The following is a 26,087-nucleotide window of genomic DNA, read 5'->3' on the forward strand; positions in this document are numbered from 1 at the left end:
CTCGGGTCGGTCGGCCCTGGGGTCAGGACCGGCGCGACATCGGGATGAGGAAGGCGAGACCCCACAGGACGATCCCGGCGGCGTACAGGAGCCCCGACTCGACGTCGAAGCCGACCATCAGCGCGACGAAGCCGCCGATCATGAGGGCGATGCACAGCACCGCGAGCAGGACCCCCGACGCCGCTGGTCGGTCGACGGCGGGCTCGTCCCACGCGGGCTCACGGGCGTCCACAGGTCCTCCTCGGTCGGCGGTTCGCGGCAACTGTCGCCCACCGGGGCCACGGCCGCAACACCGTGTCGTCGGGCGGACGTCGCGGGCGGTCGTCCGACGCGCAGCGCCGAGCGGTGCGAACCCTGCGAAGCCGGGGCAGGCGGGGTCGACAGGGACCGGGCCGACCGGGAGGGCCTCCCTGCCGCGTCGGGTACCGTCCTGCGGTGTCCACGACCGATCCGGTTCCCGCCGCGACCACGCCGGCGCTGACCGCGTGCAGCCTGTGCTCCGGGGAGACCCTCGGGGACGGCGACGCACCGGGCGGCCAGATGGCCCGGCTGCGCGCCATCGAGGAGGCCGGGCTCGCGCGGCTCGCGCTGGTCGAGTGCCTCGACGAGTGCGAGCGCGGGGACGTCGTCGTCGTGCGGCCGAGCCCGCACGGCCGTCGGTGCGGCGGCCGACCGGTCTGGTTCGAGCAGCTCGCCGGCCCGGAGCGCAGCGAGGCCCTCGCGCGCTGGCTCGGTTCAGGTGGGCCCGGGGTGGCGTCGCTGCCCGACGAGCTGGCTCCCGTGCGCATCGAGCGGTCGCGCGACGCCGACGACGACGCGGGCAGCGCCGCCGGTGAGCCGGGGACCGCTGCTCCCGGCACGGGTGCCGCAGGCCAGGCTGCCGGCGTCACCACGGACGCGTCGGCCTGCTGCATTCCGGCGCACCACTGAGGACGCCGCGGTCGGCCCCCGGGTGCACCGCATCGCTGTCGGCAGGGTTCAGGACCGCTGGGCGGACAGGCGCGCGCCCGGTGACGACGGGGCCGTCGGACCCGCGGGCGGTGTGGTGACCGACGACGACGGCACGTCGTGCGTCGTCCGTCCGCCACGGAGCGACCGGCACAGCGCGACCTCCTCCGTGAGGAGCCGCACGAGCCGCGCGGCGCCGTCGGGAGCGGCCGCGAGCGCCTCGACCGCGTGCTCGACGACGAGCTCGCCGGGGTGGTTGCGCGACCGCACGCTCACGAGGCCCGCGGTGAAGCGCCGTGCCCACCCGGCCTCGCCGGGGACCTCGTCGAGCGCCGCGCGGGCGCGGGGCCGCAGGTCGTCGGCGGGGCGGCCCTCGTGGACCGCGATGAGCCGCTCGCTCGTCATGAGGCCCACCGCGAGCACGCGCGCCTCCTCGCGGGACGCCACCGGGAGCGCCCGCGCCGCGGCGAGCGACGCGATCTCGTAGTCCCAGCGCGGGTCGTCGCCGACCAGGCCGACGACGTCCGGCACGAGGCGCACCAGGCCGGCCCGCGCGTCGTCGTCGACCGTGTCGTTGACGAGCCGGGCGAGGTGGGCGAGGAGGCGGTGGGTGCAGGCCGGTCGGTCGCTCCACCGCTCGCCCGCCAGGAGGCTCGCCCACTCCATGAAGCACGCACCGTCCTTCGGCCGGCGGTGCCGGCCGGGGGAGAGGACGGGGAGGACGTCGGGGACCTGGCGCACGGGGCTCACCTCGCCTGGGACGGCTGTGTCCTCCGAGTGTCCGTCAGCCACCCCGGTCTGGCAACGGCCGGACCGCGGCCCGCGGAGACCGGCGCGGCACGTCGCCGGGCGGCCTCGCCGTCCGTGCCCGACCGCCCCGCTCGCCCGGTCAGCGCACGCGCCGCAGCTGCCCACGCAGGTAGGGCCGCGCCCGACGTGCGCCGCCACGGCGCTCGACCGCCTCCTCGAGGCGCTCGAGCGCGGTCCGGACGAGCTCGAGGTCGACGGGCCAACCGCGGCGTGCGCACTCGTCCGCCCAGTCGGCCGGCGACGTGTGGCCGCGTTCGGCGTTGCACCGCCGGCAGGCGGCGACCTCGTTCTCGGGCCAGGACGGGCCGCCCTTCGTGCGCGGCACGAGGTGGTCGGTCGTGGCGGGGACGAGCGCGCCGAACGCGCGTCCGCACCACACGCACCGACCCTCCTGCGCGCGCACCGCCGCGGCGAGCCGCTCGACCCGTCCGACGTCGCCGCTCACACCGTGCCCATGCCGTGCTCGTGCCGTGCTCGTGCCGTGCTCACCACGTCCGTCACGTCCCACCACGTGCTCACCGCCCGCTCGTGCGACGCGCTCAGGCGACGAACACGCAGAACGGGTGCCCCGCGGGGTCGGCGTAGACGTGGAGCGGCTCGTCGGGGTCGTCCGTGCGGTCGAGCAGGAGGCGCGCGCCGAGCGCGAGGGCGCGCGTGTGCTGCCGCTCGAGCTCGTCGAGGTCGGGCACGGTCGTGTCGAGGTGGAGCTGCTGCGGCACGCCCGGGTCGGGCCACGTCGGCTCGGGCAGATCGTCGACGCGCTGGAAGGCGAGGGCGACGCCTGCGCCCCGCAGCACGAGCCAGTCCGCGTCGTCGGGCGCCCCGTCGGAGGGCGGCTCGTCGCCTGCCCGGTACCGCAGGCCGAACATCTCGCGGTAGAACTCCGCGAGACGACGCGGGTCGGTCGCGTCGAGGACGACGGAGCGGATCTCGGGGTACGGGCTCATGCTGGCTCCCGGCGGGGTGCGAGGTGGACGCCTCGACGGTAGGACGGCGTCCGTGCCGCCGCCCGTCCCGCGACCGCGGCTGACCGCGAGACGTGCGACGCGCGGCGTGGGACGGTGGTCACCGACAGGGGAGGACGACATGATCGAGAGCGACGAGAGCCGGGTCGACCCGGACGGCCCGACGGCCACCGGTGGGCACGACGTGCACGACGACGTCCCCGTGCTCGAGGCGGACGAGACCGTGCCGCCGAGGCCCGAGGAGGAGGTCGCCGACGTCGCACGGTCCCGGCCCGACCCGGCTGGGCACGGCGGTGGTGACGGCGACGGGTGACGCACCGGCCGGGGCGTGACCACGTGCCGAGGACGACGAAGGCCGCCCCGGTCGTCCGGGGCGGCCTCGTTCTGGTGGGCGATACTGGGATCGAACCAGTGACCTCTTCCGTGTCAGGGAAGCGCGCTACCGCTGCGCCAATCGCCCGTGGTGTGTGCGAGGTGGAGACGGGATTCGAACCCGTGTAGACGGCTTTGCAGGCCGCTGCCTAGCCACTCGGCCACTCCACCGCAGGCTCTCATGCCTCGCCCAGGTCACCCCGGCACGGGTATGTCGCCTCCGAGCGGACGACGGGATTCGAACCCGCGACCCTCACCTTGGCAAGGTGATGCTCTACCAACTGAGCCACGTCCGCGCTGCACCGTCCGGATCTTCCCCGGCTCTGTGCGGCGTCCCAGACTCTAACGCACCCCTGGCGCGATCGTCCAAATCGAGGGTGCCGACGGCCCTCGGGGCGCGGCCGGGCACGGCCCTCCCGCGCGTCGTCCGACTGTGCCGTGGCCCTGCGCCGGCGCAGTCCCCGTGCAGCCGGACGACGTTCGTCGAGCACGCGGCTGCGCCGTCGTCGGGCGCTAGCGTGACCGCGTGCCCCGGACCGCAGACCCACGCCCCGAGCGGGTGACGGGTGCGGGTCGGGCCCGGTTCGGCGACCTGGTCGCCCGCGACGTCGTCGACTGCGTCGACCTCGAGCGCGACGGCGACCGGGTGACCGAGGGCTTCTGGGCCGTGGTCGGGGAGTTCGACGGACCCGTCCGCGCCTGGCGCTTCGCCGACGTCCGGCGAGCGGGCGACGCGGGACCGGAGCGGGACGACGACGCCGACGACGCCGGCACCGGCGACGGCACCGGCGACGCGTGGCACGGGCCGGACGCGTCGGCGTGGCGCACGAGCCTGGACGCGGTCGCCTACCGCCGCGGGGTCGAGGCGGTCCGGCGCGCGGTCCACGAGGGCGACGTCTACCAGGTGAACCTCTGCCGGGTGCTCGAGGCGCCGCTCGCGCAGGCGGACCAGGCCCGGGGCGGCCCCGAGCCCGACGCCGCAGCGCTCGCCCGGCGTCTGCGGAGCGCGAACCCGGCGCCGTACGAGGGGTTCGTCCACGTCCCGGCGGGCTGCGGCTCGGAGCCGGTCTGGGTCGTGAGCGCCTCGCCCGAGCTCTTCCTCGACGTCCGGGACGGGTGGGTGTCCTCCGGGCCGATCAAGGGCACCGCGGCCACGCCGGAGGGGCTGCTCGACAAGGACCGGGCCGAGAACGTCATGATCGCCGACATGGTGCGCAACGACCTGCAGCAGGTCTGCCGGCCGGGGACGGTCGAGGTGACCGACCTGCTCGGTCTGGAGCGGCACCCGGGACTAGTGCACCTCGTGACCACGGTCCGCGGGCGCCTGCTCCCGGGCACGGGCTGGTCGGCGCTCCTGGGGGCGACGTATCCGCCCGCGTCGGTGTCGGGCGCGCCCAAGAGCTCGGCGCTGCGCCTGATCCGCGAGCTCGAGCCCGTTCCCCGCGGGCCCTACTGCGGCGCCGTCGGGTGGCTCGACGCCGATGCGGGCCGCGCGCGGCTCGCGGTCGGGATCCGCACGTTCTGGTGGACGCCCGAGCGGGGCGGGGTGCTCCACTTCGGGACCGGCGCGGGGATCACGTGGGGGAGCGACCCCGACGCCGAGTGGGCCGAGACCGAGCTCAAGGCGCGACGGCTCGTGGGGCTCGCGACCGCGGACGGGCGTCCTGCGGGCGACGCAGGCGACGGCGGTGACGGCAGTGGCACGGTGAGGACCAGGTCCGAGGAGAGGAGCACGACGTGAGCGGTGCGGAGGCCGACGGGGTCGTGGTCTGGGTCGACGGCCGGCTGGTGCCCGCGGGCGCCCCGGCCCTCGACGCGGTCGACCACGGCCTCACGGTGGGCGACGGGGTCTTCGAGACGTGCGGGTTCGAGGCGGGGCAGCCGTTCGCCCTGACGCGTCACCTCGCGCGGCTGCGCCGCTCGGCGCGGGGCCTCGGGCTCGGCGACCCGGACGAGGACCTCGTGCGCCGCGGGGTCGCGGAGGTGCTCGCCGCGACCCCGGACCCCGGACGGCTGCGCATCACTGTGACCGCCGGACCCGGTCCGCTCGGGTCCGCCCGCACGTCGTCACGGCAGACGGTGGTCGTCGCCGCGGGACCGGCCGGACCACCGCACCCGGCACGGGTGGTCCGCGTCCCGTGGACGCGCAACGAGCGGTCCGCCGTCGCGGGGCTCAAGACCACGTCGTACGCCGAGAACGTCGTCGCGCTCGCGCGCGCGACGGCGGCGGGAGCCGACGAGGCGCTCCTGGCGAACACCGTCGGCGAGCTGTGCGAGGGCACCGGCAGCAACGTGTTCGTCGAGCGCGGCGGCGAGCTCCTCACGCCGCCCCTGTCGAGCGGCTGCCTCGCGGGCATCACGCGCGAGCTCGTGCTCGAGTGGTCGGCCGCCGAGGGGCTCCCGGTGCGTGAGGCGGCGCCCGGCGAGCTCGCGTGGTCGGTGCTCGACGATGTCGTCCGTGGCGGGGCGACGCTGGCGCTGTCGGGCTCGGTCAGGACGTTCGTGCCGGTCGTCGCGCTCGACGGCGAGCCCGTCGAGGTGGGCCCGCTCACGGCGCGCGTCGCCGCGCTGTACGCGGTGCGGGCCGCGGCCGACGTCGACCCGTGAGCGACGCGCCGTCCGACGACGGCGAGCGCGAGGTCGGGTACGAGAACGCCCCTCCGCCCGTCGGGGCGGAGGGGCGTCGTCGTGCGTCTCAGGCGTCGAGGAGCGTGACGATCAGGCGGGAGATCTCGTCCTCCATCTGGTCGCTCTCCTGACCGAAGGGCACCAGCGCGACCGTCGCGTCGACGAACCGGACGAACGGCTCCGCCGGTCCGGCGAGCAGGTAGGACGGGTCCTCGTCGCGCCAGATGCGCACGTCGCCCGTGCCGGCAGGGGAGCCCGTGTCGGCGAGCAGCCCGTGCGCGAGGAGCTCGCGACCGATGAGCCAGGTCGACGTGGAGTGGGTCCCCGTGAAGACGATGCGGACCGTGTACGGGTCCGCCGCGTCGAAGGAAAGCTCGGCGCTGATGGGCAGGACGCTCGCGTCCGGCAGGACCAGGTGCATGGGCACGACCTCAGAGGCTGTGCTCGCTCGCTCGGACATCGTCACCCCTCTCCGCATCTCGGCTCCGTCCGGTGACCAGCCTCATCGTCCCCCCTCGACCGACTCCTGCGCCAGGTTCGGAAATCTGGCTCTCATTCGCTAGCATCGTCGTCGCGCCTCGGGCTGACCGCGGTGCGAGGGCGATTGGCTCAGTGGTAGAGCGCCTCGTTCACACCGAGGAGGTCACTGGTTCGAACCCAGTATCGCCCACCCGATCTTGACCAGGGGATCCCCCGTGCGGGGGTCACCCGCACGGGGCCCGTCCCGGCCCCTCAGCGCGAGGACGTCCGCGCTGCTCATCGACGTGCAGACGCTAGCCGTTCGCCCGCGGTCGCCACGATCCGTGGTGACGGGATCACCCGTCCGGCGCAACGCGCGGGGAGTCGATTCTTCACCCGCTCCGCCCGCCATCCGGGACGATCGTCCGTGGCGCCACCCCGTGGGGGTCGAGGGCGGCGGTCGGCGGCCGACGCGCCGGTAGCATCGTCGGGCCCGTCCAACCGAGGAGAGTCCGTGCCAGAGATCACCCTGTCAGCCGAGGGCGTCGAGCGGACCGTCCCGGAGGGGACGACCGGTGGCGACCTGTTCGCGGACCGCCGCGACGTCGTCGTCGTCCGGGTCGACGGAGAGCTGCGGGACCTGACCGCGACGCTGCCGGACGGCGCCGTCGTCGAACCCGTCACGATCGACTCGCCCGACGGCCTCGCGGTGCTGCGTCATTCCGCCGCGCACGTGCTCGCGCAGGCGGTCCAGGAGATCAACCCCTCGGCCCGGCTCGGGATCGGCCCGCCGATCACCGACGGCTTCTACTACGACTTCGACGTCGAGACGCCGTTCACGCCCGAGGACCTCAAGGCGGTCGAGAAGGTCATGCAGCGCATCGTGCGCGAGGGCCAGACCTTCCGTCGCTGGGAGGTCACCGAGGAGGAAGCGCGGCGCGAGCTCGCCGACGAGCCGTACAAGCTCGAGCTCATCGGGCTCAAGGGAACGGCCGACGAGGCCGCGGAGGGCGCCTCGGTCGAGGTGGGCCTCGGAGGGCTCTCGATCTACCAGAACGTGCGCGGCGCCGGCCGCGAGTCGGAGCAGGTCGTCTGGCAGGACCTGTGCCGCGGGCCGCACCTGCCCAGCACCAGGCTCATCGGCAACGGCTTCCAGCTCATGCGCTCGGCCGCCGCCTACTGGCGCGGCAGCGAGAAGAACCCGCAGCTGCAGCGTGTGTACGGCACCGCGTGGCCGAGCAAGGACGAGCTCAAGGCGCACCTCGAGCGGCTCGCGGAGGCGGAGCGGCGCGACCACCGTCGGCTCGGCAACGAGCTCGACCTGTTCTCGTTCCCCGAGGAGATCGGCTCCGGGCTCGCCGTCTTCCACCCCCGCGGCGGGATCGTGCGCATGGAGATGGAGGACTACTCGCGTCGGCGGCACGTCGAGGCCGGGTACTCGTTCGTCAACACCCCGCACATCACCAAGGCGCGCCTGTACGAGATCTCGCAGCACCTGTCGTGGTACGCGGAGGGCATGTACCCCCCGATGCACCTCGACGAGGAGCGTGACGCCGACGGGACGGTCCGCAGGGCGGGGCAGGACTACTACCTCAAGCCGATGAACTGCCCGATGCACAACCTCGTGTACCGGTCCCGCGGTCGCTCGTACCGTGAGCTGCCGCTGCGCCTGTTCGAGTTCGGGACCGTGTACCGGTACGAGAAGTCCGGCGTCGTGCACGGCATGACCCGGGCGCGCGGCTTCACGCAGGACGACGCGCACATCTACTGCACCCGCGAGCAGATGCGCGACGAGCTCGCGAGCCTGCTGACCTTCGTCCTCGAGCTGCTGAAGGACTACGGCCTGACCGACTTCTACCTCGAGCTGTCCACCCGGAACCCCGAGAAGTCGGTCGGTGCCGACGAGGTGTGGGAGGAGGCGACCCGCACGCTCGAGGAGGTCGCCACGGCGTCCGGGCTGGACCTCGTGCCCGACCCGGGGGGTGCCGCGTTCTACGGGCCCAAGATCTCGGTCCAGGCCAAGGACGCGATCGGGCGGACGTGGCAGATGTCGACGATCCAGCTCGACTTCAACCTGCCCGAGCTGTTCGACCTCGAGTACACCGCGCCCGACGGCTCGCGGCAGCGTCCCGTCATGATCCACCGCGCGCTGTTCGGCTCGATCGAGCGGTTCTTCGCCGTGCTGACCGAGCACTACGCGGGGGCCTTCCCCGCGTGGCTCGCACCGGTGCAGGTCCTCGCGGTGCCCGTCGCCGAACCGTTCAACGACCACCTGCTCGCGGTGGTCGACCGTCTGCGCGCCGAGGGCGTGCGGGCCGAGGTCGACCTGTCCGACGACCGGTTCGGCAAGAAGATCCGCACCGCGAGCACGCAGAAGGTCCCGTTCGTGCTCATCGCCGGGGGGGAGGACGTCGCGGCGGACGCCGTGTCGTTCCGGTATCGCGACGGGCGGCAGGACAACGGCGTGCCCGTGGACGAGGCCGTCCGCCGGATCGTGGAGGCGGTCCGGACGCGGGCCCAGGTGTGACCGTGCCCGAGGACCCGACCGCCGACGTCACCGGCGCGGCCGGCGTCCCGACGACCGTGCCGGCCGGCGACCTCGCGGGCGTCCCCGACGGGTTCGGGAGGCTCTGGACGCCGCACCGCATGGCGTACATCGGGGGCCAGGACAAGCCGGCCGACGACGGGTCGGGCGCGTGCCCGTTCTGCCGCGCCGGCGCATCGTCCGACGACGCCGAGGCGCTCGTCGTCGCGCGCGGGACGTACGCCTTCGTGGTGCTCAACCTCTACCCGTACAACTCCGGCCACGCGATGGTCGTGCCCTTCCGGCACGTCGCGGACTACACCGAGCTCACGCACGCCGAGACGGTCGAGGTCGCGGACCTCACCCGGACGACGATGCAGGTGCTCCGCGCCGTCATGGGGCCGCAGGGCTTCAACCTGGGCATGAACCAGGGTGCGGTCGCAGGGGCCGGCATCGCCGCGCACCTCCACCAGCACGTCGTGCCCCGGTGGGCGGGCGACAGCAACTTCCTGCCGATCGTCGGCCGCACCAAGGCCATGCCCGAGCTCCTGGCCGACACGCGCCGCCGCCTCGCCGACGCCTGGCCCATCGACGCCCACGGACCGGAAGGGCTGACCGGCAGGTGATGAGAAGGCTCCGCTCCGTCGTGGCTCGCGTCGTCGACCCCGTGGCCGACGCGCTCCTGCGCTCGGGGGTCCACCCGGACGCCGTCACGGTCGCCGGCACGGTCGGCGTCGTCGTCGCGGCGCTGGTGCTGCTCCCGCTCGGCCACCTCGTGGCCGGGCCCCTGGTCATCACGGTGTTCGCGCTCACCGACCTGCTCGACGGCACGATGGCCCGCCGGTCCGGGCGCGTGAGTCCCTGGGGTGCGTTCCTCGACTCGACCCTCGACCGGTTCGGCGACGGCGCGATCTTCGCGGGGCTCGTGGTCTACCTCGCGAGCCGCGGGGACGACCAGGTCGGTGCCGCGCTCGCCCTGGCCGCGCTGGTCCTGGGCTCGATCGTCCCGTACGCGCGGGCCCGCGCCGAGGGGCTCGGCATGCGCGCCGACGTCGGGATCGCCGAGCGCGCCGACCGCCTGCTCGCCGTGCTGCTCTCCACCTTCGTCGTCGGGCTCGGTGCGCCCGCGGTCCTGCTCACGGTGGTCCTGGGGCTCCTCGCCCTGGCGTCCCTCGTGACGGTCGTGCAGCGCATGGCGGTCGTGCGCCGGCAGGCGCTGGCGGCGACCCCGGACGGCGGTGCGGCATGACGGTCGACGGCTCGCGCCTCTTCGTGTCCGCGTGGCGCCTCGCGGGTCGCCTGCCGGAGCCGGTGGTCCGGGCGGCGCTCGCCGTCGGGGCCGAGGCCGCGACGCTGCTGCGAGGGAGCGGTGTGCGGCGCCTCGAGCAGAACCTGCACCGCGCCCGGCCCGAGGCGTCACCGCGCGAGCTGCGACGCCTCGCGCGGCAGGGCATGCGCACGTACATGCGGTACTACGCCGAGGCGTTCACGCTCCCCGGACTCGCGTGGGAGCGGGTCGAGGCCCGCGTGCGGGTCGAGGGCGACGACGCCGTCCGTGCCGTGCTCGCCGAGGGCGGGTCGGTCGTGCTCGCGCTCGCGCACCAGGGGAACTGGGACCTCGCGGGTGCGTGGGCGACGCGGGCGCTCGGGCCCGTGACCACCGTCGCGGAGCGCCTCGAGCCGGCCGAGGTCTTCGACGAGTTCCTGGCGCTGCGCGAGGGCATCGGCCTGCGCATCCTCCCGCTCGACCGCGGCGGCGAGGTGTTCCGGGAGCTGGTCCGGACCGTCCGGGCGGGCGGGGTCGTCGTCCCCCTCCTCGCCGACCGGGACCTCACGGCCTCCGGCGTCGAGGTCGACCTGCTCGGCGAGCGTGCGCGCGTCGCCGCGGGTCCTGCCGCGCTCGCCGTCACGACGGGCGCGCCGCTCATGGCGACGTCGATCCAGCACGAGCGGCTGCGGGGAGCGCGTCGGCGCGCGGCCCGGGCGCGCTGGGGGATCGTCATCCGGTTCCTGCCCGTCGAGGTGGACCCCGGGACGCCCCGCGCGGAGCGCGTCGCGGCGCTGACACAGGGCTGGGTGGACGTCCTCGGCGCCGAGATCTCCCGTGACCCGACCCACTGGCACATGCTGCAGCGCGTCTTCGTCGCCGACCTCGACCCCGAGCGGTACGCCGCGGTGGTGGCCGCCGACGACACCGCGGCCCGTGGTGGTCGCGAGCAGGGCACCGGCGCCTCGGGTGGCCACCCCGGCGGCGTCACGGACGAGGTGGCGCCATGAGCGACCGGCCGCTGCGCATCGGCCTCGTGTGCCCCTACTCCTTCGACGTGCCCGGCGGGGTGCAGTTCCACGTGCGGGACCTCGCGCGCGCGCTCGAGGGCCAGGGCCACACCGTCTCGGTCCTCGCGCCCGCGGACGACGACACGCCCGTGCCGGACAACATGACGCCCGCGGGCCGGGCCGTCCCCGTCCGCTACAACGGGGCGGTCGCGCGCATGACCTTCGGGCCGCTGAGCGCGGCGCGCGTGCGACGCTGGGTCACGAACGGGCAGTTCGACGTCCTGCACCTGCACGAGCCGGTGACGCCGAGCCTCGGGATGCTCGCGCTGTGGATCGCGCAGGGCCCCGTCGTCGCCACCTTCCACACCGCGCTGATCCGCTCGCGGGCGCTCCAGATGGCGTACCCCGTGGTGCGGTCGAGCCTCGAGAAGATCTCGGCGCGCATCGCCGTCTCCGAGGACGCTCGCCGCACGCTGGTCGAGCACATGGGCGGCGACGCCGTCGTCATCCCGAACGGGGTGTACGTCGACGAGTTCGTGCGTGCGCGGCCGGACGCCCGGTGGACGGGCACGCCCGACGCGCCCACGATCGCGTTCCTGGGCAGGCTCGACGAGCCGCGCAAGGGCCTGCCGGTCCTGACGGCGGCGATCCCGCAGGTGCTCGAGACGTTCCCGGGCGCGCGGTTCCTCGTCGCGGGCCGCGGCGAGGCGGGCGAGGCCGAGGCGCGCGAGACGCTCGGCGAGCACGCCCGCTCGGTCGAGTTCCTGGGCGGGATCTCAGACGAGGAGAAGGCGTCGCTGCTCGGCTCGGTCGACGCCTACGTCGCGCCGCAGACCGGCGGCGAGAGCTTCGGCATCGTGCTCGTCGAGGCGATGAGCGCCGGCGCGGCGGTCGTCGCGAGCGACCTCGGTGCGTTCCGCCGCGTGCTCGACGAGGGGCGAGCCGGTGTCCTCTTCCGCAGGGGTGACCCGGCCGACCTCGCCGCGACGCTCGTGCGCGTGCTCGGCGACGCCGCGCTGCGCCGCGAGGTCACCGAGAACGCGTCGCGCGTCGTGCGTCGGTACGACTGGTCGACCGTGACCCAGCAGGTGCTCACGGTGTACGAGATGGTGCTCGCCGCGGCCGACGGCGCCGTCGCCGAGGACCCGCGCTCCGTCCGCTCGCTGTGGACCGGCCTGCGGGGTGCGTCGTGACGTGGTCGGAGGTCGCGTTCGTCGCGCTCGTCGTCGTGCTCGTGCTCGTGTGGTCGGTCTGGGTCGCGGCGACGCGGCTGGACCGGCTGCACCGGAAGGTCGGGGCGTCGCGCTCGGCGCTCGAGAACCAGCTCGTGCGGCGGGCGTCCGTGGCGGCGGAGATCGCCGCGACCGGCGTGCTCGACCCGGTGAGCTCGGTGCTCGTCGCCGACGCCGCGTGGTCGGCCCTGGCCGTCGGCGGGCACGGGGCCTCGGACCTGATCGCCCTGGTGCCCGACCTCGCAGCGGAGGCCCGGCGCGTCGGTCCCGACGCGGACGCGCCGGCGCCCGGCGAGGCGTCCCGCGCACCCGCCGGCGCGGCGGAGCGCGAGTCCGCGGAGAGCGAGCTGTCCCGCACGCTCCGGACGGCCCTGGACGACCCCTCCGAGGTCGTGGCGATCTCGGAGGAGCCGCTGGGTGCGGAGCTGCTCGAGGCGCTCGCCGCGGCCTGGTACCGGGTCGAGCTCGCGCGCCGGTTCCACAACGAGGCGGTCGCCCAGACGCAGCGCATGCGGCGCACCGCGCTGGTGCGTCTCCTCCGCCTGCACGGGCACGCACCGATGCCGCGCACGGTCGAGATCGACGACGGCTGGCCCGACGGCCTCCCGCGTCCGGGGCACGCCGCATGAGCCTGCCCGGAGGACCGACGACACCCGTGCCGTCGTCGGTGCTTGCGCCGCTCGTCCCGCCCCGCGTGCGCCCGGGCGCGGGGGCGGTCGTCGTCGTCGTCCTGCTCGGTGTCTTCGGGCTCGGGGCCGTCGGGTTGGTCGGCATGCTCGTCGGACCGCCCGCGTTCCCGGCCGCGGTCGCGCTCGCGCTCGTCCCGCTCGTCGGTGTGCTCGCCGCGGTGCTGTGGGTCGACCGGTGGGAGCCGGAGCCCTGGCAGGCGCTCGGCGTGGCGTTCGGCTGGGGTGCTTCGGTGTCGGTCCTCGTCGCGCTCGTCGCGAACACGACCGCGCAGACGGTGCTGCTCGCTGCCGGGGTGGACGAGCTGCGGGCCGGGGCCTGGACCGCGACCTTCGTCGCGCCCGTCGTGGAGGAGGGCATCAAGGGGATCGGCGTCCTCGTCCTGTTCCTCGTGTGGCGGCGCTACGTCGACGGGCCGGTCGACGGCGTGGTCTACGCGGCGACGGTCGCGGCGGGCTTCGCGTTCGTCGAGAACGTCCTCTACTTCGGGCAGGCGGTCGGTGAGGCGGCCGTCCTCGGCGACGACGGCGGCGTGGCGGTCGTGTTCGTGCTGCGCGCCGTGATGTCGCCGTTCGCCCACGTGCTGTTCACCGCGGCCGTCGGCCTCGCCCTCGGCCTCTCGGTGCGCCGCGGGCGTGCGGCGTGGGTGGGCGCCTTCCCGCTCGGCCTCGTCGTCGCGATGCTGCTGCACGGGCTCTGGAACGGCAGCGCGAGCCTCGGCGACGGCATGGGCTTCCTCGTGCTCTACGTCGTCGTGCAGGTCCCGCTGTTCCTCGGCACGGTCGCGCTGGTCGTGTGGCTGCGGCACCGGGAGGCGGTCGTCGTCCGCACGCGCCTCGCCGAGTACGCCGCGGCGGGGTGGTTCGCGCCGCACGAGGTCCAGATGCTGGCGTCCCTGCGGCTGCGGCGCACCGCGCGGCGCTGGGCCGCGCGCAGCGGCGGGCCGTCGGGCCGGCGGGCGATGCGGGCCTTCCAGACGGCCGCGTCCCGCCTCGCGCACCAGCGGCAGCGTGCCGCGACCGGCCGTGACCGGCTGTGGGTGGCCCGGCAGGACGAGGCGGCGCTGCTGGTCGAGCTGTCACGGCTGCGCCGCGAGCTCGTCGGCCTGCGCTAGCCCGTCCGTCGCGCCACCGCCCGAGGACTACGATGGGGATGCCGCTGCGCGACGACTCCGCGCGGCCCCCTCGACGCGAACCGGGTGTCACCGCCCCACCGCGACCACCCGCCGAGACAAGGACTGACGTGAGCACCGAGAACACCCAGAACGTCATCGGGACCGCCAAGGTCAAGCGCGGCATGGCCGAGATGCTCAAGGGCGGCGTGATCATGGACGTCGTCACGCCCGAGCAGGCGCGCATCGCCGAGGACGCCGGCGCCGTCGCCGTGATGGCCCTCGAGCGCGTGCCGGCCGACATCCGCGCGCAGGGCGGCGTCGCGCGCATGAGCGACCCGGACCTGGTCGACGGCATCATCTCGGCGGTCTCGATCCCCGTCATGGCGAAGGCGCGCATCGGCCACTTCGTCGAGGCCCAGGTGCTCCAGTCGCTCGGGGTCGACTACGTCGACGAGTCCGAGGTGCTCACGCCGGCCGACTACGAGCACCACATCGACAAGTGGCGCTTCACCGTCCCCTTCGTGTGCGGCGCGACCAACCTCGGTGAGGCGCTGCGCCGGATCACCGAGGGCGCCGCGATGATCCGCTCCAAGGGTGAGGCGGGCACGGGCGACGTCTCGAACGCGACGACGCACATGCGGCGCATCCGTCAGGACCTCCGCCGGCTGACGTCGCTCCCCGAGGACGAGCTCTACGTCGCGGCGAAGGAGCTGCAGGCGCCGTACGAGCTCGTCAAGGAGGTCGCCGCGACCGGCAAGCTCCCCGTGGTCCTGTTCACCGCGGGCGGCATCGCGACGCCCGCCGACGCGGCGATGATGATGCAGCTCGGCGCCGAGGGCGTGTTCGTCGGCTCGGGCATCTTCAAGTCGGGGAACCCCGCCGAGCGCGCCGCGGCCATCGTCAAGGCGACGACGTTCTACGACGACCCCGACGTCATCGCCAAGGTCTCGCGCGGCCTCGGCGAGGCGATGGTCGGGATCAACGTCGAGGAGGTCCCCGAGCCGCACCGGCTCGCCGAGCGCGGCTGGTGACGTCGGCCGCCGACGGGGCGGCCGCGGGGGACCGGGCTCCGTGGGAGCTGGGTCCCGACTGGGTCGTCGGTGACGACGGCGTGCCGTTCCGGCGAGGAGCGCGGGTCATCCTGCTCGACGAGGCCGACCGGGTGCTGCTGGCCCGCGGGCACGACGTCGACCGCCCCGAGCGGACGTGGTGGTTCACCGTCGGGGGCGGGATCGACGCCGGCGAGTCCGCACGCGAGGCCGCGGCCCGTGAGCTGCTCGAGGAGACAGGCCTCGTGGTCGACCCCGCGTCGCTCGTCGGGCCGGTCCTGCGGCGTCGCGCCGTCTTCGACTTCTGGCGCCGGACCGTGCGCCAGGACGAGGAGTTCTTCCTCGCGCGGGTCGAGCGCCCGGCCGCCGTGCACCACGCGGGGTGGACCGACGTCGAGCGCGCGTTCATGGACGAGGTCCGCTGGTGGACCCTCGACGACCTCGCGGACGTGCGCGAGGAGGTGTTCCCGGCGGGTCTGGTCGGGGTCGTCCGCGACCTCCTCGACGGCTGGGACGGGGTCGTGCGAAGGCTTCCTGACGGGCACTGACCGGATCTGACGAGCACCGGCCCACGGCGGCTCGCCCCGTAGACTCGCCCGCCGTGACCACACCTGTGACCGTCGGCGTGCTCGCGCTCCAGGGTGACGTGCGCGAGCACGTCGCCGCGCTCGAGGAGTCAGGCGCGCGCGCCGTCCCCGTGCGCCGCGCGCGCGAGCTCGCGGCCGTCGACGGGATCGTCGTCCCGGGCGGCGAGTCGACGACGATGGACAAGCTGCTGCGCGCGTTCGAGCTCTTCGAGCCGCTCCAGGAGGCGGTGCGCTCGGGCCTGCCGGCCTACGGCTCGTGCGCGGGCATGATCCTCCTGGCCGACCGCATCGCGGGCGGGATCGAGGGCCAGCGGACCATCGGCGGGCTCGACATCACGGTGCGACGCAACGCCTTCGGGCGCCAGGTCGACTCGTTCGAGACCGACCTCGTCGTCGAGGGCGTCCCGGACAGCGTCGACCGGCCGGTGCACGCGGTGTTCATCCGGGCGCCGTGGGTCGAGGAGGTCGGTCCCGGCACGCAGGTGCTGGCGCGCGTCCCGTCGGGGGAGGCCGCCGGTAGGATCGTCGCGGTGCGCGAGCGCGACGTCGTCGCGACGTCCTTCCACCCCGAGATCACGGGGGACCTGCGACTGCACCGCCTGTTCGTCCAGATCGTCTCCGACCGCGGTTGAGGGGTTCGTTGAATGTCGGGTCACTCCAAGTGGGCCACCACCAAGCACAAGAAGGCCGTCATCGACGCGCGTCGGGGCAAGCTCTTCGCCAAGCTCATCAAGAACATCGAGGTGGCGGCCCGCGTCGGCGGCGGTGACCCGGCCGGCAACCCGACGCTGTTCGACGCGATCCAGAAGGCCAAGAAGTCGTCGGTCCCCAACGACAACATCGACCGCGCGGTCAAGCGGGGCTCCGGCCAGGAGGCCGGCGGCGCCGACTACCAGACGATCATGTACGAGGGCTACGGCCCGGGCGGTGTCGCGGTCCTCGTCGAGTGCCTCACCGACAACCGCAACCGAGCGGCGAGCGACGTGCGCGTGGCCTTCACGCGCAACGGCGGGACGATGGCCGACCCCGGCTCGGTGTCCTACCTGTTCTCGCGTCGCGGCGTCGTCGTCGTGCCGAAGACCGACGGGCTCACGGAGGACGACGTCCTGGGCGCCGTCCTGGACGCGGGCGCCGAGGAGGTCAACGACCTCGGCGAGGCGTTCGAGGTCATGAGCGAGGCGACCGACGTGGTGGCGGTGCGCACGGCACTGCAGGACGCGGGCATCGACTACGACTCGGCGGAGGCGCAGTTCGTGCCGGCGACCCAGGTCGAGGTCGACGTCGAGGGCGCACGCAAGATCCTCAAGCTCATCGACGCCCTCGAGGACAGCGACGACGTGCAGAACGTCTTCGCGAACTTCGACGCGTCGGACGAGGTCATGCGGGAGCTCGACGAGGAGGAGTGACCGTGCGGCGCGTCCTGCCCGGCGGCGCGTCCGCGTCCTGACAGACTCCTGCGGTGCGTGTTCTGGGCGTGGACCCCGGCCTGACCCGGTGCGGCCTCGGCGTCGTCGACTCCGCGCCCGGACGCCGCGTGTCGCTCGTCGCCGTCGGGGTCGCGCGCTCGGCGCCCGACGCGGACCCAGCCCACCGGCTGCTCACGATCGGCGCGGAGGTCGAGCGCTGGCTCGACGAGCACCGTCCCGACGGCGTCGCCGTCGAGCGCGTGTTTGCGCAGCACAACGTCCGGACGGTCATGGGGACCGCTCAGGTCTCGGGCGTCGTCATGGTCGCCGCCGCGCGCCGCGGCATCCCGGTCGCCCTGCACACACCCAGCGAGGTGAAGGCCGCCGTCACGGGCAACGGCCGCGCGGCCAAGCCGCAGGTCCAGCTCATGGTGGCGCGCATCCTCGGGCTCGACACCGTCCCGGGACCCGCGGACGCCGCCGACGCGCTCGCCCTCGGCATCTGCCACCTGTGGCGGCCGTCGGTCGGCATCGCGCCCGGTGCGGACGGGGGCGTGGTGACGCCCCACCGCGCGGCGCGGACCTCGGCGCAGCAGGCGTGGGCGATGGCCGAGGCGGCAGCGCGTCGTCCCGGCCGCTGACGGCGGTCGCTGCTAGCGTTCTGCGTCGTACAGGTGTTCGGACGCGGCCACGTCCGCACCGTCACGAGCCGCCGCCCAGCCCTGAGGAGTGCGTGTGATCGCGAGCCTGCGCGGACGCGTCGCGTCCGTCCGACTCGACGCCGTCGTCGTGGAGGTCGGGGGGGTCGGTCTGCTCGCGTACGCGACGCCGACGACGCTCGCGGGCCTCCGGGTCGGCGACGAGGCCCGCCTCGCGTCGACCCTCGTGGTGCGCGAGGACTCCCTCACGCTCTACGCGTTCACCGACGACGACGAGCGCGACGTGTTCGAGACGGTGCAGACCGTGAGCGGCGTCGGGCCGCGGCTCGCCCTCGCGATGCTCGCCGTGCACACGCCCGACGCTCTGCGGCGCGCGGTCGCCGACGAGGACCTCGCGGCCCTCCAGCGCGTCCCGGGCATCGGGCGCAAGGGTGCCCAGCGCATCGTGCTCGAGCTCGCCGACCGGCTCGGCGCCCCGGCGCCCGCCGCCGCGGGGGGTGCGCAGCCGTCGGCCGCGGCGGGCGACCAGCGCGGACAGGTCGTGGAGGCGCTCGTCGGCCTCGGGTGGAACGTGCGCGCGGCCGAGGACGCGGTCGCGCGGGTCGTGCCGACCGAGGTCGCGGTCGAGGCCGACGACGTGGCGGCGGTGCTGCGCGGTGCCCTGCGCGTGCTCGGCGGCGCGCGTGGCTGAGGACCTCGACCGGCTCGTGTCCGCGGGGGCCGAGGACGCGGAGCGCGCGGCCGAGGCGGCGCTGCGACCCAAGCGCCTCGAGGAGTTCGTCGGTCAGCGGGTCGTGCGCGAGCAGCTGGGCCTCGTGCTCGAGGCGGCGGTCGCGCGCGGCCGCGCACCCGACCACGTGCTGCTCTCGGGGCCGCCGGGCCTCGGCAAGACGACGCTCGCGATGATCATCGCGGCCGAGCTGGGCACGACCGTCCGGGTCACGTCCGGCCCGGCGATCCAGCACGCGGGCGACCTCGCGGCGGTGCTCTCGTCGCTCGAGGAGGGCGAGGTGCTGTTCCTCGACGAGATCCACCGCATCGCGCGGCCCGCCGAGGAGCTGCTCTACGTCGCGATGGAGGACTTCCGGGTCGACGTCGTCGTGGGCAAGGGGGCGGGGGCGAACGCGATCGGCCTCACGCTGCCGCCGTTCACGGTGGTCGGGGCGACGACGCGCGCAGGGCTCCTCCCGGCTCCGCTGCGGGACCGCTTCGGCTTCACGGGCCACCTCGAGTTCTACGACGACGACGAGCTCGAGCAGGTGCTCACGCGCTCGGCCCGGCTGCTCGGTCTCGACCTGCACCGGCCGGCCGCGGTCGAGATCGCGCGGCGGTCGCGCGGCACGCCGCGCATCGCCAACCGTCTGCTGCGACGGGTCCGGGACTGGGCCGAGGTCCGCGGCGACGGCACCCTCGACCGGGCGGCGGCGCGCTCCGCGCTCGAGGTGTACGAGGTGGACGAGCTGGGCCTCGACCGGCTCGACCGCGCCGTCCTGCAGGCGCTGTGCGTGCGGTTCGGCGGTGGGCCCGTCGGGCTGACGACGCTGGCCGTCGCGGTCGGCGAGGAGCCGGAGACGGTCGAGACGGTCGCCGAGCCGTTCCTGGTCCGCGAGGGGCTGATGGGCCGGACGCCGCGCGGGCGCGTGGCGACCACGCGCACGTGGCAGCACCTGCGAATGCGTCCCCCGGAGAACGCGCCGACGCTGTTCGGCTGACCACGGACCGCGCCTCACCGGGAGCGCCATCGGTCCCGCCCGGCGGGCGCGACGCAGGAGTAGGGTCCTCCGCTGGAACCCGTCACCGCGGCGGCACGTTGGGCAGCGGGGTGAGGTCACCTAGACTTCGCGCGGTCCCATCGACAAGGACGAGAGACACCATGGAATTCCTGCTCCCGCTCGCGGTCGCGCTGGCGCTGCTCTGGCTCATGACCGGCCGTACCCGGAAGATGCAGCGCGAGGCCGCCTCGTTCCGGTCCAACCTCGGCCCCGGTCAGCGCGTCATGACCGCGAGCGGCCTCCTGGGCACCGTGGTCGCGGTCCACGACGACGCGGTCGAGCTCGAGATCGCCCCCGGCGTGACGACGCGGTGGGTCCACGCGGCGATCGCCAAGGCCGTCCCGACCGACGAGCCCGAGGACGACGGGGCGGTCGAGGACGACGGCGACGACGAGCTGCAGGTCCCCGACGACGCGTCGTCGCTCGTCGCGCCCGACGACGTCGACGAGCGTCGACGTGACGACGAGGGCCCGCGCTGACGCTGCGGCTCGTCCGTGAGCCGGCCGACCCGAGGTCGGCCACCACAGAGAGAGACTGAACCTTGGCCACACCTCCCCGGCGTCGTCGCCCGGTCCGCTCGCTCGTGACCCTGCTCGTCGTCCTGGTCGGGCTCTTCGGGGCGCTGCTCGCCGGCAACCGGTGGTCCGACGCGTCGATGACGCCCGCCCTCGCGCTCGACCTCGAGGGCGGCACGCAGATCATCCTCACCCCGGTCGCCGACGGCGACGAGGAGGTCACGGACGACACGATCGAGCAGACGATCGAGATCATCCGCCAGCGTGTCGACGCGTCCGGCGTCGCCGAGGCCGAGATCACCAGCCAGGGCGGGCGCAACATCGTCGTCGCGCTGCCGGGTCGGCCGAGCCCCGAGACGCTCGAGCTCGTGCGCGAGTCGGCGCAGATGCTCTTCCGTCCGGTCCTCGCGGTGAGCGGTCCGACCGCGGTCCCCGAGGCCCAGGAGGGTGCTGACGACGCGGCCGGGGCCGAGGAGCCTGCCGCGGAGGAGCCGGCCGGGGAGGAGCCGACCGCCGAGGAGCCTGCCGCGGAGGAGCCTGCCGCCGAGGCGCCCCAGGTCGAGCCCACCGACCCGAGCGACCTCGCGTGGATCACGCCCGAGCTCCAGGCCGAGTTCGACGCGTACGACTGCACGCTCCCGGAGAACCTCACGGGCGGCTCGTCGCTCGTCGGCGACCCGGACGCGGCGGTCGTGGCGTGCGACGAGAACGGCTTCGCCAAGTACGTCCTCGGTCCGGTCGAGGTGCGCGGCGACGACGTCGAGCGCGCCGAGTCGGGGCTGCGGGTCAGCTCGACCGGTGCCGTCACGAACGACTGGGTCGTGAACATCGAGTTCGACGGCGAGGGCGGCCGCCTCTTCCGCGAGGTGACGACGCGGCTGTCGTCGCTCGAGTCGCCGCGCGACCAGTTCGCCATGGTGCTCGACGGACTCGTCATCTCCGCCCCGTCGGTGAACGAGCCGATCACGAACGGCCAGGCGGAGATCTCCGGCACGTTCGACCGCGAGTCGGCGGGCACGCTCGCCCGTCAGCTGAGCTTCGGTGCGCTCCCGCTGACCTTCGAGGTGCAGAGCGAGCAGCAGGTGTCCGCGACGCTCGGCACCGAGCAGCTCCAGCGGGGCATCCTCGCGGGCGCGATCGGCCTGCTCCTGGTCGGGCTCTACTCGCTGGTCCAGTACCGGGCGCTCGGGCTGCTGACGATCGCCTCGCTGGTCATCGCCGGGGCCGTCGCGTACGGCGTCATCGCCGTGCTCTCGTGGACCTACGGGTACCGGCTGAGCCTCGCGGGCGTCGCGGGCCTCATCGTCGCGATCGGCATCACCGCGGACTCGTTCATCGTCTACTTCGAGCGCATCAAGGACGAGCTGCGCGACGGCCGGCCGCTCGCGGCGGCGGTGGAGGTCGGCTGGGCGCGTGCCCGGCGCACGATCCTCGCGTCGGACGCGGTCAGCTTCCTCGCCGCGGTCGTGCTGTACGTGCTCGCCGTCGGTGGCGTGCGCGGCTTCGCGTTCACGCTGGGCCTCACGACGCTCGTCGACCTGCTCGTGGTGTTCCTGTTCACGCACCCGGTCATGGCACTCCTCGCTCGCACGCGCTTCTTCTCGTCCGGGCACGCGCTGTCCGGGCTCGACCCCCGCCTGCTGCAGGCGAAGACCCGCTACACGGGTCGAGGCGGCGTCGCCCGGGCCGGTGAGCGGGCTGGCGCCCGGTCCGGACCCCCGGAGGGTGAGGTCCCGCGGCGTACCGCGGTCCCGGTCGGGGCCGACGAGCGACGCACGACGATCGCCGAGCGTCGTGCGGCGGAGCGCCGCGCGTCCTCGAGCACGAGCGCGTCGTCCCACGACGAGCGGAAGGACGCCTGATGCCCAGCCGCATGGCCCAGTGGGGCAACGACCTGTACGCCGGCCGTCGGTCGTACGACATCGTCGGCCGCCGACGCCGGTGGTTCACCGTGAGTGCGGTGATCCTCCTCCTGACGATCGTCGCGCTGCTCGGCAGAGGGCTGAACGGCGGCATCGAGTTCCGGGGCGGGACCGAGCTCGTCGTCGAGGGTGTCGCCGAGGCGACGCAGCAGCCCGCCGTGGACGCGGTCGAGCGCGTCGTCACCGAGGAGGTGCCGCGCGTGTCGGTCCTCGGCGGCGACTCCGTGCGCGTGCAGACGCTCCCGCTCGACGACGACGAGATCGCCGAGGTGCGCACGGGCCTGGCCGCCGCGTACGACGTGGACGAGGCCGCCGTGAGCTACTCGACGGTCGGGCCCACGTGGGGTCAGGACGTCACGAGCAAGGCTCTGCGCGCGCTCGGGATCTTCCTCGGCCTCGTCGCCCTCACGATGACGGTGTACTTCCGCGACTGGCGCATGGCCGTCGCCTCGATCGTCGCGCTGCTGCACGACGTCGTCATCACGGTCGGGCTGTACGCGCTGGTCGGCTGGGAGGTCACGCCCGCCACGGTCATCGGGTTCCTCACCATCCTGGGGTACTCGCTGTACGACACCGTCGTCGTCTTCGACAAGGTGCGCGAGAACACCGAACGGGTGGGGGAGCAGCACCGATACACGTACGGCGAGCTCGCCAACCTGGCCGTCAACCAGACGCTGGTCCGCTCGATCAACACGTCCGTCGTGGCGGTCCTGCCCGTGGCGTCGATCCTCTTCATCGGTGCGTTCCTCCTCGGGGCGGGCACGTTGCGGGACATCGCCCTCGCGCTGTTCATCGGGATCGTCGTCGGCACGTTCTCCTCGATCTTCGTCGCGACGCCGCTCCTGGCCTGGCTCAAGCAGCGCGACGCGCGCAGCGCGGCGCACGAGGCCGAGGTGCGCCGTCGCCGCGAGGCCGCGGTCGCCGCGGCGGAGGCGGGCCCCTCGACCGGGTCGGTGCGCGTCGGCGCGCTGGTCCCCGGGCAGCACCTCGGGACGCGCGCCCAGCCGCGTCGTCGTCGTCCGCAGTCTCGTCCGTCCGGACCGGGAGGTCGTTCGTGAGCACCGTGACGCCTGAGCTCGAGGAGCTGCGCCGTCGCGCCGCCGCGCTCGTGCACGACGTGCCCGACTACCCCGAGCCGGGCGTCGTCTTCAAGGACATCACGCCGCTCCTCGCGGACGGGCCGACGTTCCGCGCCGTCGTCGACCACATCGCCGGTGGTGCGCACGGACCCGTCGACCTGGTGGTCGGGATGGAGGCCCGGGGCTTCATCCTCGGGGCCCCCGTCGCGACGACGCTGAGCGCGGGGTTCATCCCTGCGCGCAAGGCCGGCAAGCTCCCGCGCGAGACCGTCGCGGGCGCCTACGACCTCGAGTACGGCAGCGCGGTGCTCGAGGTCCACGCGGACACGGTCTGGCCGGGCGCGCGGATCCTCGTCGTCGACGACGTGCTCGCCACGGGCGGCACCGCGGCGGCGACGATCGAGCTGCTCGAGCAGGCCGGTGCCGAGGTCGTCGGGGTGAGCTTCCTGATGGAGCTCACCTACCTCGAGGGGCGGTCACGGCTCGCGGGCCGTCCGTTCGACGCCCTGCTCTCGTACTGACGGGGCGGTGCGCACCGTCCCAGATCCGGGTGGTGCGGGAGGCGGACCTAGACTGGTGTGCTCCGGACCCTGACGGGAGGTGACCATGGCCGACGCGGCACGCCCCGGTCCCGGCACGGCCACGCCCGGCGCCCCGGCTACCGGGACCCCGGCGCCCGACCCGTCCGGCGCGACGGTGGGTCCCCAGACGGCCGACGGCGCCCCTGCGTCCGCGGGCAGCTCCACGGCTGCACCGGCGCCGCGCCGGTCGAGCGACCTCGGCGCGGCCGGTCACAAGGTCCGCTCGCGCCTCGCCCGGCTCGGGACGCGTGGCTCCTCGGCCTCGCCCGCCGTCGAGCCGCTGCTGCTCGCGGTCCGCGCGAACCACCCCAAGGCCGACCTCTCGGTGCTCGAGCGGGCGTACGCGGTGGCGGAGAAGGCGCATCGTGGGCAGCTGCGCCGGTCCGGCGACCCGTACATCACGCACCCGGTCGCCGTCGCCACGATCCTCGCCGACCTCGGGATGACGCCGCCCACGCTCGCCGCGGCGCTGCTGCACGACACGGTCGAGGACACCGAGTACTCGCTCGACGACCTGCGCCGCGACTTCGGCGCCGAGGTCGCGATGCTGGTCGACGGCGTGACGAAGCTCGACAAGGTGACCTACGGCGCAGCGGCGCAGGCCGAGACGGTCCGCAAGATGGTCGTCGCGATGTCGCGTGACATCCGCGTGCTCGTCATCAAGCTCGCCGACCGGCTCCACAACGCGCGCACGTGGAAGTTCGTCCCCGCGGCGTCGGCCGAGAAGAAGGCGCGGGAGACTCTCGAGATCTACGCGCCCCTCGCGCACCGCCTCGGGATGAACACCATCAAGTGGGAGCTCGAGGACCTCTCGTTCGCGACGCTCTACCCCAAGGTCTACGAGGAGATCGTGCACCTCGTGGCCGAGCGCGCGCCGGCACGCGACGAGTACCTCTCGGTCGTCCGCGAGCAGGTCATGGCCGACCTCCGCGCGGCGAAGATCCGGGCGACCGTCACGGGGCGCCCCAAGCACTACTACTCGATCTACCAGAAGATGATCGTCCGCGGTCGGGACTTCGCGGAGATCTACGACCTGGTGGGCGTCCGCGTCCTCGTCGACTCGGTCCGCGACTGCTACGGCGCGCTGGGCTCGCTCCACGCACGGTGGAACCCCGTGCCGGGGCGGTTCAAGGACTACATCGCGATGCCGAAGTTCAACATGTACCAGTCGCTGCACACGACGGTGATCGGTCCGGGCGGCAAGCCCGTCGAGATCCAGATCCGAACCCACGACATGCACCGCCGCGCCGAGTACGGCGTCGCCGCGCACTGGAAGTACAAGGAGACCGCGAAGCAGGGGAGCGGTGCGGCGGTCGACGCGGGCAGCGACATGGCGTGGCTGCGCCAGCTCGTCGACTGGCAGCGCGAGACCGCGGACCCGACCGAGTTCCTCGAGTCGCTGCGGTTCGAGATCGGCGGCGCCGAGGTCTTCGTCTTCACGCCCAAGGGCGACGTCATGGCGCTGCCCGCCGGGTCGACGCCCGTCGACTTCGCGTACGCGGTCCACACCGAGGTCGGCCACCGCACGATGGGCGCGCGTGTCAACGGCCGGCTGGTGCCGCTCGACAGCACCCTCGACAACGGCGACGTCGTCGACGTGCTCACCTCCAAGTCGGAGACGGCCGGACCCAGCCGGGACTGGATGACGTTCGTCAAGAGCCCGCGCGCGCGCAACAAGATCCGCCAGTGGTTCTCCAAGGAGCGCCGCGAGGAGGCGATCGAGCACGGCAAGGACGCGATCGCCAAGGCGATGCGCAAGCAGAACCTGCCGATCCAACGGCTGCTCTCGCACGAGTCCCTCGTCGGGCTGGCGGACGAGATGCGCTACGGCGACGTGTCGGCGCTGTACGCCGCCGTCGGTGAGGGGCAGGTCTCGGCCGCGACGGTCGTGCAGCGGCTCGTGCACTCGATGGGCGGCGAGGAGGGCACGGAGGAGGACGTCGCGGAGGTCGCGCGGCCCGGTGCCCGCACGTCACGCCGCCTGCGCGCGGGTGATGCGGGCGTCGTCGTCAAGGGCGTCAGCGACGTCTGGGCGAAGCTCGCGAAGTGCTGCACGCCGGTCCCCGGCGACTCGATCATCGGGTTCGTGACCCGCGGCTTCGGGGTCAGCGTGCACCGCGCGGACTGCGACAACGTCGCGTCGCTGCGTGCCCAGCCGGAACGCATGGTCGAGGTCGAGTGGGACGTCGGCGCCAACACGCTGTTCCTCGTGCAGATCCAGGTCGAGGCGCTCGACCGGAGCCGGCTCCTGTCGGACGTGACCCGCGTCCTCTCGGACCACCACGTCAACATCCTCTCGGCGAGCGTCTCCACGTCGCGCGACCGCGTCGCGATCTCGCGGTTCGTCTTCGAGATGGCCGAGCCGACGCACCTCAGCTCCGTCCTCGCCGCGGTCCGCAAGGTCGACGGCGTGTACGACGTCTACCGGATCACGGGGACCCGGGCGGCCGAGCCCGCCGAGTTCCCGACCTGAGCGGCCGGAGCCGCAGGACGTCCCCGGC

Annotated in this window: 28 protein-coding genes and 4 tRNA genes; 24 read left to right on the forward strand and 8 right to left on the reverse strand. The window is 74.1% G+C overall.

Annotation, left to right across the window (positions count from 1 at the left end; translation table 11 throughout):
- Positions 1-22: 22 nt before the first annotated feature.
- Complete coding sequence (locus tag IEV86_RS01460; protein WP_043602359.1) at positions 23-232, reverse strand: hypothetical protein; 210 nt, start codon at positions 230-232, stop codon at positions 23-25.
- A gap of 203 nt (positions 233-435) precedes the next feature.
- Between IEV86_RS01460 and IEV86_RS01465 the strand changes: the two genes are divergently transcribed.
- Positions 436-930, forward strand: coding sequence for a hypothetical protein (locus IEV86_RS01465; protein WP_188484521.1), 495 nt, complete (start codon positions 436-438; stop codon positions 928-930).
- A 48-nt stretch (positions 931-978) separates the two neighbouring features.
- Here IEV86_RS01465 and IEV86_RS01470 read toward each other — a convergent pair whose 3' ends face one another.
- From IEV86_RS01470 to IEV86_RS01480, 3 genes are all read right to left on the reverse strand, one after another.
- Positions 979-1,689, reverse strand: a complete 711-nt coding sequence (locus IEV86_RS01470; RefSeq protein ID WP_152605527.1) for a hypothetical protein — start codon at positions 1,687-1,689, stop codon at positions 979-981.
- Positions 1,690-1,837: 148 nt separating this feature from the next.
- The gene (locus tag IEV86_RS01475; protein WP_043602357.1) at positions 1,838-2,203 is read right to left on the reverse strand and encodes an HNH endonuclease; all 366 of its coding nucleotides are present in this window, start codon (positions 2,201-2,203) and stop codon (positions 1,838-1,840) included.
- A gap of 94 nt (positions 2,204-2,297) precedes the next feature.
- Positions 2,298-2,705, reverse strand: coding sequence for a VOC family protein (locus IEV86_RS01480; protein ID WP_043602355.1), 408 nt, complete (start codon positions 2,703-2,705; stop codon positions 2,298-2,300).
- A gap of 139 nt (positions 2,706-2,844) precedes the next feature.
- Between IEV86_RS01480 and IEV86_RS01485 the strand changes: the two genes are divergently transcribed.
- Complete coding sequence (locus IEV86_RS01485; RefSeq protein ID WP_043602353.1) at positions 2,845-3,036, forward strand: hypothetical protein; 192 nt, start codon at positions 2,845-2,847, stop codon at positions 3,034-3,036.
- Positions 3,037-3,108: 72 nt separating this feature from the next.
- Here the strand turns inward: IEV86_RS01485 and IEV86_RS01490 are convergent.
- The 3 genes from IEV86_RS01490 to IEV86_RS01500 all read right to left on the reverse strand — a co-directional run bounded on the left by IEV86_RS01490 (position 3,109) and on the right by IEV86_RS01500 (position 3,391).
- Positions 3,109-3,183, reverse strand: a tRNA-Val gene (locus IEV86_RS01490).
- Between the two features lie 12 nt (positions 3,184-3,195).
- Positions 3,196-3,266, reverse strand: a tRNA-Cys gene (locus IEV86_RS01495).
- Positions 3,267-3,318: 52 nt separating this feature from the next.
- A tRNA-Gly gene (locus tag IEV86_RS01500) sits at positions 3,319-3,391 on the reverse strand.
- 230 nt (positions 3,392-3,621) lie between these two features.
- Between IEV86_RS01500 and IEV86_RS01505 the strand changes: the two genes are divergently transcribed.
- Both IEV86_RS01505 and IEV86_RS01510 read left to right on the forward strand, forming a co-directional pair.
- Entirely contained in the window at positions 3,622-4,836 is a 1,215-nt protein-coding gene (locus IEV86_RS01505; protein WP_229734431.1) for a chorismate-binding protein, read from the forward strand.
- Positions 4,833-5,702 carry an aminotransferase class IV gene (locus tag IEV86_RS01510; RefSeq protein WP_043602351.1) on the forward strand — a complete coding sequence of 290 codons (870 nt, stop codon included), beginning with the start codon at positions 4,833-4,835 and terminating at the stop codon, positions 5,700-5,702. Before IEV86_RS01505 ends, IEV86_RS01510 begins: the two co-directional genes overlap by 4 nt.
- Before the next feature lie 88 nt (positions 5,703-5,790).
- On the opposite strand, the gene IEV86_RS01515 is transcribed toward IEV86_RS01510, so the two are convergent.
- Positions 5,791-6,144 carry an SsgA family sporulation/cell division regulator gene (locus tag IEV86_RS01515; RefSeq protein WP_229734484.1) on the reverse strand — a complete coding sequence of 118 codons (354 nt, stop codon included), beginning with the start codon at positions 6,142-6,144 and terminating at the stop codon, positions 5,791-5,793.
- A gap of 177 nt (positions 6,145-6,321) precedes the next feature.
- Between IEV86_RS01515 and IEV86_RS01520 the strand changes: the two genes are divergently transcribed.
- The 20 genes from IEV86_RS01520 (at position 6,322) to IEV86_RS01615 (ending at position 26,059) form a co-directional block, all read left to right on the forward strand.
- Positions 6,322-6,393, forward strand: a tRNA-Val gene (locus tag IEV86_RS01520).
- 303 nt (positions 6,394-6,696) lie between these two features.
- Complete coding sequence (gene thrS, locus IEV86_RS01525) at positions 6,697-8,709, forward strand: threonine--tRNA ligase (RefSeq protein ID WP_043602349.1); 2,013 nt, start codon at positions 6,697-6,699, stop codon at positions 8,707-8,709.
- Between the two features lie 2 nt (positions 8,710-8,711).
- The gene (locus IEV86_RS01530; RefSeq protein ID WP_438501587.1) at positions 8,712-9,332 is read left to right on the forward strand and encodes an HIT family protein; all 621 of its coding nucleotides are present in this window, start codon (positions 8,712-8,714) and stop codon (positions 9,330-9,332) included.
- Complete coding sequence (gene pgsA / locus IEV86_RS01535; RefSeq protein WP_043602347.1) at positions 9,329-9,955, forward strand: phosphatidylinositol phosphate synthase; 627 nt, start codon at positions 9,329-9,331, stop codon at positions 9,953-9,955. The genes IEV86_RS01530 and pgsA overlap by 4 nt, the downstream gene beginning before the upstream one ends.
- Complete coding sequence (locus IEV86_RS01540; RefSeq protein WP_052425796.1) at positions 9,952-10,983, forward strand: phosphatidylinositol mannoside acyltransferase; 1,032 nt, start codon at positions 9,952-9,954, stop codon at positions 10,981-10,983. The genes pgsA and IEV86_RS01540 overlap by 4 nt, the downstream gene beginning before the upstream one ends.
- Entirely contained in the window at positions 10,980-12,176 is a 1,197-nt protein-coding gene (locus IEV86_RS01545) for a glycosyltransferase family 4 protein (RefSeq protein ID WP_043602345.1), read from the forward strand. The genes IEV86_RS01540 and IEV86_RS01545 overlap by 4 nt, the downstream gene beginning before the upstream one ends.
- Positions 12,173-12,844 (forward strand): hypothetical protein, encoded by a 672-nt coding sequence (locus tag IEV86_RS01550; protein WP_043602463.1) that lies wholly within the window; start codon positions 12,173-12,175, stop codon positions 12,842-12,844. Before IEV86_RS01545 ends, IEV86_RS01550 begins: the two co-directional genes overlap by 4 nt.
- Positions 12,841-14,016 (forward strand): PrsW family intramembrane metalloprotease, encoded by a 1,176-nt coding sequence (locus IEV86_RS01555; RefSeq protein WP_052425795.1) that lies wholly within the window; start codon positions 12,841-12,843, stop codon positions 14,014-14,016. The genes IEV86_RS01550 and IEV86_RS01555 overlap by 4 nt, the downstream gene beginning before the upstream one ends.
- 128 nt (positions 14,017-14,144) lie before the next feature.
- The gene (gene pdxS, locus IEV86_RS01560; RefSeq protein ID WP_043602343.1) at positions 14,145-15,047 is read left to right on the forward strand and encodes a pyridoxal 5'-phosphate synthase lyase subunit PdxS; all 903 of its coding nucleotides are present in this window, start codon (positions 14,145-14,147) and stop codon (positions 15,045-15,047) included.
- A complete protein-coding gene (locus IEV86_RS01565; RefSeq protein WP_052425794.1) occupies positions 15,044-15,613 on the forward strand; it encodes an NUDIX hydrolase in 570 nt (189 codons plus the stop codon). Before pdxS ends, IEV86_RS01565 begins: the two co-directional genes overlap by 4 nt.
- 53 nt (positions 15,614-15,666) lie before the next feature.
- The gene (gene pdxT, locus IEV86_RS01570; protein WP_043602341.1) at positions 15,667-16,284 is read left to right on the forward strand and encodes a pyridoxal 5'-phosphate synthase glutaminase subunit PdxT; all 618 of its coding nucleotides are present in this window, start codon (positions 15,667-15,669) and stop codon (positions 16,282-16,284) included.
- Between the two features lie 12 nt (positions 16,285-16,296).
- A complete protein-coding gene (locus IEV86_RS01575; RefSeq protein ID WP_043602339.1) occupies positions 16,297-17,058 on the forward strand; it encodes a YebC/PmpR family DNA-binding transcriptional regulator in 762 nt (253 codons plus the stop codon).
- A 53-nt stretch (positions 17,059-17,111) separates the two neighbouring features.
- Entirely contained in the window at positions 17,112-17,699 is a 588-nt protein-coding gene (gene ruvC / locus IEV86_RS01580; RefSeq protein ID WP_043602337.1) for a crossover junction endodeoxyribonuclease RuvC, read from the forward strand.
- A 94-nt stretch (positions 17,700-17,793) separates the two neighbouring features.
- A complete protein-coding gene (gene ruvA / locus IEV86_RS01585; RefSeq protein ID WP_043602335.1) occupies positions 17,794-18,408 on the forward strand; it encodes a Holliday junction branch migration protein RuvA in 615 nt (204 codons plus the stop codon).
- Positions 18,401-19,429, forward strand: coding sequence for a Holliday junction branch migration DNA helicase RuvB (ruvB, locus tag IEV86_RS01590; RefSeq protein ID WP_043602460.1), 1,029 nt, complete (start codon positions 18,401-18,403; stop codon positions 19,427-19,429). Before ruvA ends, ruvB begins: the two co-directional genes overlap by 8 nt.
- Before the next feature lie 161 nt (positions 19,430-19,590).
- A complete protein-coding gene (gene yajC, locus IEV86_RS01595) occupies positions 19,591-19,968 on the forward strand; it encodes a preprotein translocase subunit YajC (RefSeq protein WP_043602333.1) in 378 nt (125 codons plus the stop codon).
- 62 nt (positions 19,969-20,030) lie between these two features.
- The gene (gene secD / locus IEV86_RS01600) at positions 20,031-21,866 is read left to right on the forward strand and encodes a protein translocase subunit SecD (protein ID WP_043602331.1); all 1,836 of its coding nucleotides are present in this window, start codon (positions 20,031-20,033) and stop codon (positions 21,864-21,866) included.
- Positions 21,866-22,984 carry a protein translocase subunit SecF gene (gene secF, locus IEV86_RS01605; protein WP_043602329.1) on the forward strand — a complete coding sequence of 373 codons (1,119 nt, stop codon included), beginning with the start codon at positions 21,866-21,868 and terminating at the stop codon, positions 22,982-22,984. Before secD ends, secF begins: the two co-directional genes overlap by 1 nt.
- Positions 22,981-23,526, forward strand: coding sequence for an adenine phosphoribosyltransferase (locus IEV86_RS01610; RefSeq protein ID WP_202595129.1), 546 nt, complete (start codon positions 22,981-22,983; stop codon positions 23,524-23,526). The genes secF and IEV86_RS01610 overlap by 4 nt, the downstream gene beginning before the upstream one ends.
- Positions 23,527-23,611: 85 nt before the next feature.
- A complete protein-coding gene (locus IEV86_RS01615; RefSeq protein WP_081978427.1) occupies positions 23,612-26,059 on the forward strand; it encodes a RelA/SpoT family protein in 2,448 nt (815 codons plus the stop codon).
- The last annotated feature ends 28 nt before the right edge of the window (positions 26,060-26,087 follow it).

This window comes from Cellulomonas carbonis, assembly GCF_014636275.1.
In the GTDB taxonomy this organism is placed as follows: domain Bacteria; phylum Actinomycetota; class Actinomycetes; order Actinomycetales; family Cellulomonadaceae; genus Actinotalea; species Actinotalea carbonis.